Source organism: Burkholderia sp. 8Y (assembly GCF_902506145.1).
GTDB lineage: Bacteria > Pseudomonadota > Gammaproteobacteria > Burkholderiales > Burkholderiaceae > Caballeronia.
The window spans coordinates 1-14538 of record NZ_LR733534.1; the positions used below are offsets into that span (position 1 = coordinate 1).

Here is a 14538-nt window from a genome sequence, read left to right on the forward strand (position 1 = left end):
GCGTGCCGACCGCCATGTTCACGCCGCTGTTCGTGATCTCGCGCACCTCCGGATGGAGCGCGCACATCATCGAGCAGCGCATCGACAACAAGATCATCCGGCCGAGCGCGAATTACACGGGGCCGGAGAATTTGAAGTTCGTGCCGATAAATAGGCGAAAATAGCGGGCTGCGCGATCGGAATTCGCGAGGTGAGATTCCCATCCGCGCAGCAACCGCCATTCAACCCAAATGTTTTTGAAAGGTTTTACCGATGAATAAACTTCTGATCGCTGCAATCGTCGGCACGCTCGCCACCACGAGCGTGTTCGTGAGCGCCGACGCCTTCGCCGCGACAACCGAATCGAGCGCGGCCAAGGCCAAACGCCCCGCTCCGGCGCGCCGCCTGATCAAGCGCAAGCCCAAGGCCGAAGCGGCTGCGGCAGCGAAGACGGACCCGATTCCCGATGGCTCCGTGAAGTGGTCGTGCAAGGACGGCACGGCTTTCTACCTGAAAGGCGACATGAAACGTGACTCGATCGTCACGGTGAACTGGGCGAAGAAGGACTACAAGCTGCCGCGTCAGGACACGACGACCGGCGCCGACCGCTTCCACGACGCCGCTACCGGCATGGATCTCGTCGTCATCCCGACGAAGGCCATGCTGTTCTCGGACAAGGACTCGTCGCGTCTCGCCGACGAGTGCATGACGGCCGAGATGGCGGCAGGCGCGACCGCGCCCACGCAGGCGGAAGCGTTGAAGCAAAACCCGCTGTTGCTCAAGCCGGCGGAATAAGCTACATCAGTATTTCAATACAGGAATCCTCGATGTCCGCACCGATCTCCAATGTCCGGCCCGAACCGGACAAGGTACTCGTCGACATAGTCGACTATGTTCTTCATTACGACGTCGACAGCACGCTTGCGCTGGAAACCGCGCGCAATTGCCTGATCGACACGCTCGGTTGCGGACTCGAAGCCCTCTCCTACCCCGCCTGCACCAAGCTGATGGGACCGATCGTGCCCGGCACGATCGTCCCCAACGGCGCGAAGGTGCCGGGCACCCAATTCCAGCTCGACCCGGTTCAGGCCGCGTTCAACATCGGCGCGATGATCCGCTGGCTCGACTTCAACGACACGTGGCTCGCGGCTGAATGGGGCCATCCGTCGGACAACCTCGGCGGGATTCTCGCCACGGCCGACTGGCTTTCGCGCAACGCCGTCGCGAGCGGCAAGAAGCCGCTTACGATGAAAGACGTCCTGATCGCCATGGTCAAGGCGCACGAAATTCAGGGCTGCATCGCGCTCGAAAACTCGTTCAACGAGGTCGGGCTCGATCACGTGCTGCTCGTCAAGGTTGCATCGACCGCCGTGGTCGGGCAAATGATCGGGCTGTCGCGCGAAGAGCTGATCAACGCGGTGTCGCTCGCATTCGTCGACGGCCACTCGCTGCGCACGTATCGCCATGCGCCGAACACGGGCTCGCGCAAGTCGTGGGCCGCAGGCGACGCGACCTCGGGTGCCGTGCGTCTCGCGTTGATCGCGAAAACCGGCGAAATGGGCTATCCATCCGTTCTGACCGCCAAGACATGGGGCTTCTACGATGTCCTCTTCAAGGGCAACGAGTTCAAGTTCCAGCGCCCCTATGGCTCGTACGTGATGGAGAACGTGCTCTTCAAGATTTCGTTCCCTGCCGAATTCCATTCGCAAACAGCGGTGGAAGCGGCCATGACGCTGCACGGCAAGCTAAAGGAAGCCGGCAAGGGCGTCGAAGACATTAGAAAGATCACCATTCGCACGCACGAAGCGGCGATTCGCATCATCGACAAGAAAGGCCCGCTCGATAATCCCGCTGACCGCGATCACTGCATTCAGTACATGATCGCCGTGCCGCTGATTTTCGGGCGCCTGACCGCCGCCGATTATGAAGATGTCGTGGCGAAAGACCCACGCATCGACACATTGCGCGCGAAGATGGAATGCGTGGAAGACCCGCAATTCACGAAGGACTATTTCGACCCGGACAAGCGGTCGATCGCGAACGCGCTGACCGTCGAATTCAACGACGGCACGAAGCTGGACGAAATCGCGGTCGATTATCCGATCGGTCACAAGCGCCGCCGCGCGGACGGCATTCCGCTGCTCATCGAGAAGTTCAGGACGAATCTCGCGCGGCGCTTTCCCACCAGGCAACAACAGGCGATCCTCGCGGTATCGCTGGATCAGGCAAAGCTGGAAGCAATGCCGGTCAATGAATACGTCGATCTGTACGTGATTTAGTCGATCGACTCGGTCATACAGAAACGTTGCATCGAAGCTATTTCCTCGTTTAGCCCTAGGAAAATAACCATGGCCCACAATCTCCACAATACGCTCAAGGAATTCGACAGCGGCTCCGGCAAAGGCAAGTACTACTCGCTGCCGCAACTCGGAAAAGCACTGAATGTCGACATTCAGCGCCTGCCGGTTTCGATTCGTCTCGTGCTCGAATCCGTGCTGCGCAATTACGACGAGAAGAAGATCAGCGAAGAGCACATCAAGCAGCTCGCGAACTGGAAGCCGAACGCCCCGCGCGTCGATGAAATCCCGTTCGTCGTTGCGCGCGTCGTGCTGCAGGACTTCACCGGCGTGCCGCTGCTCGCCGACATCGCCGCCATGCGCGGCGTGGCGAAGCGCACGGGCAAGGATCCGAAGGCGATCGAGCCGCTCGTGCCGGTGGATCTGGTCGTCGATCACTCGGTGCAGATCGACCATTTCCGCGAGCCGAACGCGCTCGACCTGAACATGAAGCTGGAATTCCAGCGCAACAACGAACGCTACCAGTTCATGAAGTGGGGCATGCAGGCGTTCGACACGTTCAAGGTCGTGCCGCCGGGCGTCGGCATCGTGCACCAGGTGAACCTGGAATACCTCGCGCGCGGCGTCCACAAGAAAGACGGCGTCTATTATCCGGACACGCTCGTCGGCACGGACAGCCACACGACGATGATCAACGGCATCGGCGTCGTGGGCTGGGGCGTGGGCGGCATCGAAGCGGAAGCGGGCATGCTCGGCCAGCCGGTGTACTTCCTGACGCCGGACGTGGTCGGCGTCGAGCTGAAGGGCAAGCTGCGCGAAGGCTGCACGGCCACCGACCTCGTGCTGACCATCACCGAAATGCTGCGCAAGGAGAAAGTCGTCGGCAAGTTCGTCGAATTCTTCGGCGAAGGCACGGCGTCGATCGCAGTGCCAGACCGCGCGACCATCGGCAACATGGCGCCGGAATACGGCGCGACCATGGGCTTTTTCCCGGTCGACGAAAAGACCATCGACTACTTCCAGGGCACGGGCCGCACCGACGAAGAAATTTCGGCGTTCGAGAACTACTTCAAGGCGCAGAACCTCTGGGGCGTGCCGAAGGCCGGCGACATCGACTACACCAAGACGCTGACGCTCGATCTCTCGACTGTCGCGCCGTCGCTCGCGGGTCCGAAGCGTCCGCAAGACCGCATCGAGATCGGCAACGTGAAGAGCACGTTCACCGACCTGTTCTCGAAGCCGGTCGGCGAAAACGGCTTCGCGAAGAAGCCGGACGACCTGCAAGCGACGTACAAGACGGCGGACGGCATCGACGTGAAGAATGGCGACGTGCTGATCGCGGCCATCACCTCATGCACGAACACGTCGAACCCGAGCGTGCTGCTCGCGGCCGGCCTGCTCGCGAAGAAGGCCGTCGAAGCCGGCCTGACGGTGGCGCCGCACATCAAGACGTCGCTCGCGCCGGGATCGCGCATCGTCACCGAGTATCTGACGAAGACGAACCTGCTGACGTATCTCGACCAGCTCGGCTTCACGCTCGCCGCTTACGGCTGCACGACGTGTATCGGCAATGCAGGCGACCTGACGCCGGAACTGAACGACGCCATCGTGAAGAACGATATCGTCGCGGCCGCCGTGCTGTCGGGCAACCGCAACTTCGAGGCGCGCATTCACCCGAACATCCGAGCCAACTTCCTGGCATCGCCGCCGCTGGTCGTGGCGTACGCGATCGCCGGCAACATCACGCGCGATCTGATGACCGAGCCTGTCGGCCAAGGCAAGGATGGCCGCGACGTGTTCCTGGGCGACATCTGGCCGACGAGCGAGGAAGTGCACGCGCTGCTCAAGTTCGCGCTCGACGCCGAAGCGTTCCGCGAGAACTACTCGCAGCTCACGAAGGAAGGCGACCTGTGGAGCAAGATCGCGGGCGAAACCGGTCAGGTCTATGACTGGCCGAAGTCGACGTACATCGCAGAGCCGCCGTTCTTCGGCGACGACTTCTCGATGAAGCCGGCCGATTCGATCCCCGCCGTGACGAACGCGCGCGCGCTCGGCATCTTCGGCGATTCGGTGACGACGGACCACATCAGCCCGGCGGGTTCGATCAAGGAAACGTCGCCGGCGGGCGTGTGGCTGAAGGCGAACGGCGTGCAGAAGGCCGACTTCAACAGCTACGGCTCGCGCCGCGGCAACCACGACGTGATGATGCGCGGCACCTTCGCGAACGTGCGGATCAAGAACCTGATGATTCCGGCGAAAGCGGACGGCACGCGCGTGGAAGGCGGCCTGACGATCCATCAGCCGAGCGGCGAACAACTGTCGATTTACGACGCCGCGATGAAGTACATCGACCAAGGCACGCCGACGATCGTCTTCGCGGGCGAAGAGTACGGCACGGGTTCGTCGCGCGACTGGGCGGCGAAGGGCACGCAACTGCTCGGCGTGAAGGCCGTGGTCGCGCGCAGCTTCGAGCGTATCCATCGCTCGAACCTGGTCGGCATGGGCGTGCTGCCGCTGCAGTTCAAGGGCTCGGATAGCGTGCAGTCGCTCAACATCACGGGCGACGAGACGTATGACATCGAAGGCCTGGGCGACGACTTCAAGCCGCAGCAGGAAGTCACGCTGGTGATTCACCGCAAGGATGGCAAGGACGATCGCGTGCAGGTGCTGCTGCGTATCGATACGCCGATTGAAGTGGACTACTACAAGCACGGCGGGATTCTGCCGTTCGTGCTGCGCTCGCTGCTCGCGGCTTAAGCTTGAGTGTTTTGCAGGTGACCGCGCCCGAAAGGGCGCGGGAACATTGGACCCGGCCTTGGCCGGGTTTTTTTTGCGTGCGTGGCATCCGTGCGCCACCGCCCCCTCACATCGGCGGCACAACCCCGCCCTTCTCCACCACGATCCGCTGCGCGGCAAAATCCCCACCATCCGGGCTCGCCAGCACGAAAATCTTCTTCCCCGGCTTCAGATCATCATGCGTGGCGGGCGCGAACGTCACCACCGGCACGTTCTCCGGCACCGTGATCGAGCTCGACCCGCCCTTGTACGACAGCTTCAGATCGCGTCCGCTCGTGCCCTGAACGACCTGATCGACATTCGCGTTCGTCATCGAGCTTTGCGGCCCGAGGTCCCACGCATAATGACCTTCGCCCGTGCCGCGCGCCGCTTCCGGGAACACCAGCACTTCGGTCGCCGTGAGCTTGCCATCGGTGCCCGTCGTCGCAGCCGTGCCGACGAATTCGCCCGGCTTGATGTCCTGCAGTGCGATGTTCCTGAGCGCCGTCACGGGCGTGTCGGCCTTCACAGTGACCTTGACCGTATCGCCGCTACGACGATGCACCGTGAGCGTGTCGCCCGAAATCGCGACGATATCGCCGCGAATACGCGTGGGCTTGGCGGCGGGCGTTTGCGCGAACGCGGCAGCCGTGAATGCGAGCGCCGCGATGCTGACGCCGAGTTTCATGCGAATCCACATGCAATCTCCTTCTGGTTGAACAAACTAGCGAACGTTGAAGTCACCTCGTCACGAACCGCCGAACCAGTTGTAGCCCTGGTTCTCCCAATAGCCGCCCGGATATTCGTTGGTGACGGTGATCGCCACGATATGCTTCGGGTTCTTGTAGCCGAGCTTGGTCGGCATGCGCAGCTTCATCGGGAAGCCGTATTTCGGCGGCAGGATCTGGCCGTCATAAGTCAGCGTGAGCAGCGTTTGCGCGTGCAGCGCGGTCGGCATGTCGATGCTCGTCGAGTAGTTATCCGCGCAGTGGAACGCGACATACTTCGCGCTCGTATCCGCGCCGGCGCGCGCCAGAAAGTGCGCGAAGCGCACGCCGCCCCATTTGCCGATCGCGCTCCATCCTTCTATGCAGATATGCCGCGTGATCTGGCTTTCCTGCGGCATTGCGTGGAGTTCGTCGAGCGTCCACACGCGCTTGCCCTGCACGAGACCGCCGACTGCCAGCTTGTACGCGGACGGATCGACTTCCGGCACTTCGTCGATGTCATAGAACGCGTTGAACGGAAACGGCCGCGTGATCATCGATTCGGGATACGTCGGCGCGAGCTTGTTCGGATCGAAGAGCAGCGCCTGCGCGTCGTCGTTCAGCGACGAAATTTTGCGCAGCATCGCGCTGACGGATGTGTCGTCGGTGATATTGCAGCCCGACAGCATCACGAGGCTGCCGAGCGAAAGAATGCGCTTGCCGAACAAACGCCGCGCGGGCGCTTTGAGTTCCTTCGCTGCGTCCTTGATGATGGACTCGGCGTCGAGTGTGTTCCTGCTGATCCGCATGGCGTCAACGTCCTCTGATCATCAGTACGAGCGAGCGCGGCACGAGCGCGACCATCGCCACATGCAGCACGACGAACGCGACGAGAAAGCTCATGCCGAAAAAGTGCACGACGCGGGCGTTGTCATAGCCGCCCATCAGCGCACGCAGCCACGGAAACTGCACGGACTTCCACACGACCAGCCCCGACAGAATAATGACGAAGATATCCACGATCACCGCCAGATACGCGAGCTTTTGCACCGCGTTGTAATGCGTGAGATCGTCGTGGCCGAGCTTGCCGCGCAGCGCGGCGAACGCATCGCCGAACACGCTCCTGATGCTCAACGGAAGCATGCGCCGGCGCAGGCGGCCGGTCGCCACGTTCATCGCGAGATAGACGATGAAGTTCGCGACGAGCAGCCACATCGCCGCGAAATGCCACTGGAGCGCGCCGCCGAGCCAGCCGCCGAGCGTGACGGCGGGAGAGAACGTGAGCGCCTTGAAGATGGGCGACGCGTTATAAATCTGCCAGCCGCTCGTTACCATCACGACGATGGCAAGCGCATTCACCCAATGCGTGATGCGCAGCCACAGCGGCTGGACCGTGTGAAGTGTCCGTTCTTGCACGTATTGCCTCGCGAGTTGATGATCGAGCATGGACGCATGCTAACGGTCGCGCGCTGATCGATCGATGACCTCTCCATGACGTTTTTGTCATTTACGCGGGACAAGCGCGGACGCTCGATAGAATCATGTCAACATGATAACGAAGCTCGCGCGCATGACCATCCTCGTGATCGAAGACGACCGCAAGACCGGCGATTACCTGAAAAAAGGGCTCATCGAGTCCGGTTATCAGGTCGATCTCGTGCGCAACGGCACGGACGGCCTGCATCAGGCGCTCGCGAACCCGTATGAGTTGATCGTGCTGGACGTCATGCTGCCCGGCATCGACGGATGGCAAGTCATGGCGGCGCTACGCGCGAAGCGTGACTTGCCTGTCATTTTTCTCACGGCGCGCGATCACGTCACCGACCGCATTCACGGACTGGAACTCGGCGCGGACGATTACCTCGTCAAGCCGTTCTCCTTCACGGAGCTTGTCTTGCGCATTCGCACGCTGTTGCGTCGCGGCGTGATGCGCGAATCGGATACGTTTCAGATCGCCGATTTGCATGTGGATGTCTTGCGCCGCAAAGTCACGCGCAAGGGCATCGACATCGTGTTGACGAACAAGGAATTCGCACTGCTGCATCTCTTTTGCAAGCATCCGGGCGAGGCGCTGTCTCGCACGCTCATTGCGTCAGAAGTCTGGGACATGAACTTCGACAGCGATACCAACGTGGTCGATGTCGCCGTCAAACGCCTGCGTGCGAAGATCGACAATCCGTTCGAGCCGAAGCTCATTCACACGGTGCGCAGCATCGGCTATTCGTTCGGAGAAGACGCTTGAGCCGGCGCCCCCGTTCACTTGCGCTACGGATCGCGCTGTCGTTCGCGGTCATCGTCTGGGTCGTGGTCGGCATGGTCGGCGTGGCGCTCTATCACGCGACAAACTCGGCGCTCTCCACGCGCGCCGATTATCAGCTGATCGGGCGCGTGGAGCACTTTCGCTCGCTGCTGCACGATCTCTACACGATCAACGAAATCGAAGCGCGGCCCCGGCTCTTCGAAACCATGCTCGGCGACCGGCAGGACGTCATTCTTTTCCGGCGCGCGGGATCGGCGGCTTTCATCAACGTCAATCCCGAGCATATGCCGTTGCCGCCGCTGCATATCGTGCCGGTGAGCCGCGCCATCGGTCTCGACGATCTCTACGAAGGCACGCGCGCCGACGGCGTGCGCATGCGCTGGGTCGGGGCGCAGGCGCGCATCGGCGACAGCGGCGAAATGGTCGAAATCATCGCGGCGCACGTGATGACGCAGGAAGCGCGCGTGCTGTCCACGTATCGCGTCCGCGTGTGGGTCAACATGATCGGCGCGGCGCTCATCGCGATGCTGCTTGCGTACTGGGTCACGGGCCGCGGCTTGCGCCCGCTCAAGCTCATGGCAGATAAAGCCGCCGAAATCACGCCGAACCGCATGTCCGCGCGTCTGGACGTGGCACACGCGCCGACTGAATTGCAGGGCCTCGCCGCGTCCTTCAACGCCATGCTCGACCGCCTCGAAAACGGCTACGAACGTCTGCTGCAATTTTCGGCGGACCTCGCGCACGAACTGCGCACGCCGATCGGCGTGCTGATCGGCGAGACGCAGGTCACGCTCGCGCACACGCGCAGCGCGCCAGAATATCGCAGCGTGCTCGAATCGAATCTGGAGGAGCTGGAGCGGCTCGCGCGCATCGCGCAGAACATCCTGTTTCTCGCGCAGGCGGATCACGGCGAAAAGGCGATCGAGCGCGAGCGGCTCGACCTACGCGAGGAATTGCAGAGCATCGCGGCGTATTTCGAAGGCATCGCGGACGAACGCCGCATCACGTTCGAAATCGACGCGCACGGCGACATGCGCGCCAACGCGATCATGTGCCGCCGCGCAATCGGCAATGTCGTCGTGAACGCGGTGCGGTATGCGGCGCCGGATACCGTCGTGCGTCTGACGGCCCACGCCGATGCCGAGGGCGCGTGCATCGTCGTCGGCAATCGAGGCACGCCCATTCCGCGCGAAGAAATCGCGCGCCTCTTCGACCGCTTCTATCGCGGCGACGCGGCCCGCAGCGAATGGACGGAATCGAGCGGGCTCGGCCTCGCCATCGTGCAGGCGATCATGCGGATGCACGGCGGAAGCGCATCGGCGGAATGCTCGGCGGACGGGTGGATCGAGTTCACGCTGCGTTTTCCCGCCGAAGCCTGAGGCCGCGCAAGGCGAAAGCGGTCACGTTCCCGCGACGCTCGCCACCTCGCGCTGCGCCAGCAACGCGTGAATCTGCGAGACGACCGCCGCGCCCTCGCCCACGGCCGCCGCCACGCGCTTGGTCGAACTGGAGCGCACATCGCCGATGGCGAACACGCCCGGCACGCTCGTCTCCAGCCCCATCACGCCTTGCGTGCGTCCGTCGTGCGCCTCGGGGCCGGTCAGCACGAAGCCTTTGGCATCGGTGTTCACGCTGCAATCGCGCAACCAGTCCGTGTTCGGATCGGCGCCGGTGAACAGGAACAGATGCCGCGATTCGAGCCGCTTCGGGCCGTCCGGCGTCTTGCAGTTGACCGCCGTCAGCACCCGGTCATCGCCTTCGAGCGAGACGATCTGCGTGTGCGTGTGTACCGTCACGTTCGGCAACGAGCCGATGCGCTCGACCAGATAGTGCGACATGCTCGCCGAAAGACTGGCGCCGCGAATTAGCACATCGACGTGCTTCGCGTGCGAGGCCAGATACACCGCCGCCTGTCCCGCCGAATTGCCGCCGCCGACGAGCACGACGTCCGCGTTCTTGCAAAGTTTCGCTTCGACCGGCGACGCCCAGTAGTAGGTGCCGCGGCCCTCGTAACGTTCGAGCCCTTCGATGGCCGGCCGCCGGTACGCCGCGCCCGACGCGACCACGACCGTCTGCGTGGCGACGCGCGTGCCGTTCTCCAGTTCGATCTCGATGGGCGACTCGCCGCAATGCAGCGCCTTGATGCGCGTCGGAATCGCGATATGCGCGCCGAACTTCTGCGCCTGCACGAACGCCCGCCCCGCGAGCGCCTGACCCGAAATGCCGGTCGGAAAGCCGAGATAATTTTCGATGCGCGAACTTGCGCCCGCCTGCCCGCCCGGCGCGCGGCAGTCGAACACGGCCACCGACAGCCCTTCGGACGCCGCATAGACCGCCGTCGCGAGACCGGCCGGCCCCGCGCCGACAATCGCGACATCGTAGACGTGATTCGAATCGAACTCCGGCAGCCAGCCCAGCTGCGTCGCGACCTGATTCTCGTCAGGCGCGCGCAGCACGGTGCCGTCCGGGCAAATGACGAGGGGAAAGTCCGCCGTCGACGCCGAGATGCGTTCCAGCAGCGCGATGGCGTCCGGGTCCGTGGTCGCGTCGATGACCGTGTGCGGGTAGCCGTTGCGCCGGAAGAAGCCTTGCAGCGAGATCAGCCGGCCATCGTCCGACTGGCCGAGCAGCACCGGCCCGCTGCCCTTCTCGATCAACCCGACGCGCCGCAGGATCAGCGCGCGCATGATGCGCTCGCCGAGTTCCGCTTCGGCGACGAGCAACGCCCGCAGCCGTTCGGGCCCGATCACGATGCCTTCGACGTCTTCCGCCGCCATGCCGTCGACGAGACACGGCTTGCCGGAAAGCTGCGCGACTTCCGCGAGAAAATGCCCCGCGCCGTGTTGCACGACGATATGGGTCTTGCCGAGCGCATCGCGGCGCGTGACGCTCACGAGTCCCTTGAGCACGATCACCATGCCGCGCCCGACCTCGCCCGTGCGGAACATCCACTCGCCCGCGCGCCAGCGCGCCGCCGTGCCGAAGCGGGCCATGCGCCGGATTTCGTCGTCGGTGAGACGCGGGAACATCTGGTGCGCGCGCGTTTGCAGCGGCGAAAACGGCGCGCTCTCGGCTTCGGGCGCGCTCGCGCCCTGCGCTGCCGTGTCCGAATCGTCCGGCGGCGGCATGCCCGGGCTCCACGCGATCACGTTCGGCATCGGCGCGGCGCGCTCGCTGTTCGGGGTGGTGCTCATGCGTGATCTCCGTGGGGTAGGCCGGGTTCATGCAGGGGCGCCGACGCTGCCGACGCTGTATTGGCGGACGCCGCGTCCCGCACCATCGGCAGCGAGCACATGTTCGCCATTTGCTCCGCTTCCTCCGGCGTGGCCGCGACGAGTTCGCCGAACTCCGTCAGCTTTGCCACTTCGAAGCCGGCGAGCCGCCACGCGTCGAGGCCGCCCGTGAGCGGAAGGACATCGCGAAAGCCCGCGTTGCGCAGCGTCTTCGCCATCCACGCGGCGGACACTTCGTTCGGGCACGAGCAGTAGATGACGAGCTTGCGGTCCTTGTCGTAGCCCTCGATGATCTTCTGCAATTCGCGCTCGTCCGCGAACAGCGCGCCCGGAATCACGTACGGGTCCAGCATGCGCTTCTCAGCCGAGCGGATGTCGAAGATGACGGGCAGCGGATCGCCGTGCATCAGCGCGTAAAGATCGTCCACCGTGATGCGCGCCTTCTCGAGCGTCGCCATGAGCGCGCGCCGACGCCACCAGCGATACGTCACATAAACGGCGAGCAGCACCGCGACGACGATGACCGCCTGGCGTCCGAGCCGCGAGATCATCGCGAAGACCATTTCCAGCTCGGCCGCAAACACCACGCCGACCGAGAGGCCGACCGCGCTCCACAGCGCGACGCCCGCGCCGTCGTGCAGGATGAAGCTGCGCAGCCGCACGCCCATTGCGCCCGCGAGCGGCACGGAGACGAGCGACAGACCGGGAATGAACTTCGCGACGAGCAGAATCCGCACGCCCCAGCGCCCAAAGAAGCGTTCGGTCTTCTTCACGCAGGTATCGCGCGAAAGGGACAGCTTGCAGATGGTCTTGAGCGTGCGGTCGCCGTATCTGCGGCCGCCCTGGAACCAGACGAGATCGCCGAGCACGCCGCCCGCGACCGCGACGGCCAGCACGCCGATGAGCGGCGGCCAGAACGCCGCGCCGTTCACGGCCATGAGCGCGGTGGATGCGCCGACGATGATCATCGTCGGCATGGCGGGCACGGGCAGCCCCAGCGCGGAGCCCATGACGTTGATGAAAACGATCGCCGGGCCGAAACGATCGACTAGCTGATGGAGCAACATGGGATTCTCCCGCGTGCGCGATGGCGTTCTGACGTGACCGAGGCGCTTGCCGCGAGCGCGGCGAAGGCGGCAATCCGGCCGCGAGCGAGGGAGAAACGGGCGTGCGGACCCCCGTGATCCACTGCGGCCTTCGTCACACTGAAGAGAGGAGTGTAGCGCGGAAATGCAGATGTAACCGTGACAGGTGCCGGTGGGTCGGGCGGTTGATTCGCGGGCTCCGGTCGGCGATTGAACGCGGCGCACGACGACGCGCGTCGCTCAACCGCCGAGAAGCCGCGTTCCTGCTTGCGCGCACGCCGCGCGCTTCGGTCTTCGCTCGAAACGCGCAGACCGTCGGCGCGAATCCGTCGCCCTACCCCCGCGCATCCTCCGTATAAGCGCGAACCACGTCCACAAACGACCGGTCGCCCGTCAGTCCCAATTGCTGGGCGCGCGACGTATCCCACGCGCCCGGCCAGCTTCCGACGATCTTCTCGATGCGCTCGTCGCGCTGCCAGTCGATGCGCGTCACGGCATCGTCGCCGGCCACTTCGCGCAGCGCCGCGACCATCTCGTTCACGCTCACCGAAAGTCCCGGCAGGTTGACGATGGGCCGCGTGCCCAGCGCCGCGCGGTCGATCTCGCAGCCCGCGATCAGCGCATCGACCGCGCTTTTCGGCGAAAGCAGCCACAGGCGCGTCTCTCCGTCCACCGGACACACCGAACGTTCGCCGTTCAGCGGTTCCCGAATGATGCCGCTCGCGAACGACGACGCCGCCGCGTTCGGCTTGCCCGGCCGCACGCTGATGGTCGGCAGCCGCAGCACGCGGCCATCGACGAAACCGCGCCGCGCGTAATCGCAAAGCAGCAGTTCCGCGATGGCCTTCTGCGTTCCATACGACGATTGCGGATTGAGCGCGGTGTCGTCCTGCACGACATCCGGCAGCGCGCCGCCGTAGACCGCGACCGAACTCGTGAACACGACGCGCGGCGCGTGCCCCGACGCGCGGCAGACTTCGAGCAGCGTGCGCGACGCGTCGAGATTGATCCGCATGCCGAGATCGAACTCCGCTTCGGCCTGACCGGAGACGATCGCGGCCAAGTGAAAGATCGCGCGTGTCTCGCCGTCGATGCAGCGTTCCAGCACCGCGCGCTCCGCGATATCGCCGGTTTCGGCGCGCACGCGCGGGTCGGAAACGAGACGCGCATCGGTGGGACGCGCCACGTCGAGCAGCACCAGTTGCGTGACGGGCTCGCCGTCGAGCGTGCCGCGTTCGAGCAACCGCGTGGCGAGCCGCTGGCCGAGAAAGCCCGCGCCGCCCGTGATCAGAATTTTCATGTCGTCGCTCCGGAAGGCGTCACAGATAGGGTTTGAGCCAGCCGAGACCTTCGGACGTGCCCGCTTTCGGCCGGTATTCGCAGCCGATCCATCCGTCGTAGCCGAGCGAATCGACGAGATCGAACAGATACGGATAGTTGAGCTCGCCGATATCCGGTTCGTTGCGGTCCGGCACGCCCGCAATCTGAATATGGCCGATGCCCGCGTTCGCGCGTTGCATGTCGCGCTCGAGCTTGATGGCGATATCGCCTTCGACGATCTGGCAGTGGTAAATGTCGAACTGCACTTGCAGATTCGGCGCGCCGATTTCATCGCAGATGGCTTGCGCCTCGTCCTGACGATTCAGGAAGAAGCCGGGAATATCGCGCGTGTTGATCGGCTCGATCACGATGCCGACGCCCGCCGTCTGCGCCGCCTTCGCCGCATGTTCCAGATTGCGCAGATACACCGCGCGATGTTCGTCGCGCGGCTGATCCGGCGCGATCAGGCCCGCCATGACGTGCAGTTTCCGGTTGCCGAGCGCCGCTGTGTATTCGAGCGCCTTGTCGACACTTTGCCGGAACTCGTCCTCGCGGCCCGGCAACGACGCGATACCGCGTTCACCTGCCGCCCAGTCGCCGGGCGGCGCGTTGAAGAGCGCCTGCGTGAGACCGTTGTCCGTCAGGCGCGCCTTAATGTCGGCGGCGGAAAAGTCGTACGGAAACAGGAATTCGACCGCCTTGAAGCCGTCTTTCGCGGCGGCGGCGAAGCGGTCGAGGAACGCGTGTTCGGTGTACATCATCGTCAGATTCGCGGCGAAGCGGGGCATCGCGTGTTCTCCTTGCGTGTTCGGGTTGCGGCGCGGCGGCGGGCGGCGCGCGCCGTACGTCATGCGCGATTCGTCGTCAGCCGCATGGCGCGGC

The 14538-nt window shown here is 64.1% G+C and carries 13 protein-coding genes; 6 read left to right on the forward strand and 7 right to left on the reverse strand.

Features of this window, described 5'->3' with window-relative positions; translation table 11 throughout:
• The 4 genes from GV035_RS26265 to acnA all read left to right on the forward strand — a co-directional run.
• Positions 1-164, forward strand: a 164-nt coding sequence (locus GV035_RS26265; RefSeq protein ID WP_328699813.1) for a citrate/2-methylcitrate synthase, incomplete at its 5' end; no start/stop codon positions are given.
• Positions 165-252: 88 nt separating this feature from the next.
• The gene (locus tag GV035_RS26270) at positions 253-774 is read left to right on the forward strand and encodes a hypothetical protein (protein ID WP_159838589.1); all 522 of its coding nucleotides are present in this window, start codon (positions 253-255) and stop codon (positions 772-774) included.
• 32 nt (positions 775-806) lie between these two features.
• Positions 807-2258, forward strand: a complete 1452-nt coding sequence (locus GV035_RS26275) for a bifunctional 2-methylcitrate dehydratase/aconitate hydratase (protein WP_159838591.1) — start codon at positions 807-809, stop codon at positions 2256-2258.
• Between the two features lie 69 nt (positions 2259-2327).
• Positions 2328-5033, forward strand: a complete 2706-nt coding sequence (gene acnA, locus GV035_RS26280; RefSeq protein WP_159838593.1) for an aconitate hydratase AcnA — start codon at positions 2328-2330, stop codon at positions 5031-5033.
• A gap of 106 nt (positions 5034-5139) precedes the next feature.
• On the opposite strand, the gene GV035_RS26285 is transcribed toward acnA, so the two are convergent.
• Genes GV035_RS26285 through GV035_RS26295 form a run of 3 tightly spaced genes read right to left on the reverse strand, consistent with a single transcriptional unit; the run spans position 5140 to position 7204 of the window.
• Positions 5140-5751, reverse strand: a complete 612-nt coding sequence (locus tag GV035_RS26285) for a DUF5666 domain-containing protein (protein WP_159838595.1) — start codon at positions 5749-5751, stop codon at positions 5140-5142.
• A 48-nt stretch (positions 5752-5799) separates the two neighbouring features.
• Positions 5800-6567, reverse strand: coding sequence for a molybdopterin-dependent oxidoreductase (locus GV035_RS26290; RefSeq protein WP_159838597.1), 768 nt, complete (start codon positions 6565-6567; stop codon positions 5800-5802).
• A gap of 4 nt (positions 6568-6571) precedes the next feature.
• Positions 6572-7204 (reverse strand): cytochrome b/b6 domain-containing protein, encoded by a 633-nt coding sequence (locus GV035_RS26295; RefSeq protein WP_159838599.1) that lies wholly within the window; start codon positions 7202-7204, stop codon positions 6572-6574.
• Positions 7205-7328: 124 nt separating this feature from the next.
• On the opposite strand from GV035_RS26295, the gene GV035_RS26300 reads away from it, so the two are divergent.
• Both GV035_RS26300 and GV035_RS26305 read left to right on the forward strand, forming a co-directional pair.
• Positions 7329-8000: a heavy metal response regulator transcription factor gene (locus GV035_RS26300; RefSeq protein ID WP_159838658.1), complete on the forward strand. Its 672-nt coding sequence runs from the start codon at positions 7329-7331 to the stop codon at positions 7998-8000.
• Entirely contained in the window at positions 7997-9397 is a 1401-nt protein-coding gene (locus GV035_RS26305; protein ID WP_159838601.1) for a heavy metal sensor histidine kinase, read from the forward strand. Before GV035_RS26300 ends, GV035_RS26305 begins: the two co-directional genes overlap by 4 nt.
• Before the next feature lie 21 nt (positions 9398-9418).
• Here the strand turns inward: GV035_RS26305 and GV035_RS26310 are convergent, their stop codons facing one another.
• The 4 genes from GV035_RS26310 to otnI all read right to left on the reverse strand — a co-directional run bounded on the left by GV035_RS26310 (position 9419) and on the right by otnI (position 14444).
• Complete coding sequence (locus GV035_RS26310; protein WP_159838603.1) at positions 9419-11212, reverse strand: FAD-dependent oxidoreductase; 1794 nt, start codon at positions 11210-11212, stop codon at positions 9419-9421.
• On the reverse strand, positions 11209-12315 hold the full coding sequence (locus tag GV035_RS26315; protein WP_442859606.1) for a DedA family protein/thiosulfate sulfurtransferase GlpE: 1107 nt from the start codon (positions 12313-12315) through the stop codon (positions 11209-11211). The genes GV035_RS26310 and GV035_RS26315 overlap by 4 nt, the downstream gene beginning before the upstream one ends.
• 355 nt (positions 12316-12670) lie before the next feature.
• A complete protein-coding gene (denD, locus tag GV035_RS26320; RefSeq protein ID WP_159838607.1) occupies positions 12671-13636 on the reverse strand; it encodes a D-erythronate dehydrogenase in 966 nt (321 codons plus the stop codon).
• A gap of 19 nt (positions 13637-13655) precedes the next feature.
• Complete coding sequence (gene otnI / locus GV035_RS26325) at positions 13656-14444, reverse strand: 2-oxo-tetronate isomerase (RefSeq protein WP_159838609.1); 789 nt, start codon at positions 14442-14444, stop codon at positions 13656-13658.
• Between the last annotated feature and the right edge of the window lie 94 nt (positions 14445-14538).